Source organism: Streptomyces glomeratus (assembly GCF_021462825.1).
Taxonomy (GTDB): domain Bacteria; phylum Actinomycetota; class Actinomycetes; order Streptomycetales; family Streptomycetaceae; genus Streptomyces; species Streptomyces glomeratus.
The window spans coordinates 1-404 of record NZ_JAKEEB010000114.1 but is presented as its reverse complement, the minus strand read 5'-3'; the positions used below and the strand labels follow the sequence as shown (position 1 = coordinate 404).

General features: G+C 67.6%; 1 protein-coding gene. It reads left to right on the top strand.

Annotated features, from left to right (window positions below):
* Positions 1–404, top strand: a 404-nt coding sequence (locus LZ604_RS35565; protein ID WP_234520371.1) for an RNA-guided endonuclease InsQ/TnpB family protein, incomplete at both ends; no start/stop codon positions are given.

The window sequence follows — 404 nt, the reverse complement described above, 5'->3', positions numbered from 1 at the left end:
CGGCCCGTGGTCGGCAAGGTCAAGACCGTGTCCGTCAAGCGTGAGGGAAAGCGCTGGTACGTCATCCTGACCGCCGAACAGACCCAGCCCGAGCCGCTTTTAGCGACCGGTAGCGTGCTCGGTATCGACATGGGCATAGCCCACTTCCTGGCCGACTCCAACGGCGAGTTCGTTTCCAACCCGCGTCACGGCCGCAAGGCCTCCGCGAAGCTCGAAGCAGCACAGCGGGCCCTCGCCCGCTTCCCCCGCGTCCGCCGCGACAAGCGCACCGCCAACCACCAGCGGGCCGTCCAGCGCGTTGCCGACCTGCACCGCAGGGTCCGCCGTCAGCGCCTCGACCACGCGCACAAGACCGCTTGTGACCTCGTGCGCCAGCATGACTTCATCGCGCACGAAGACCTCAA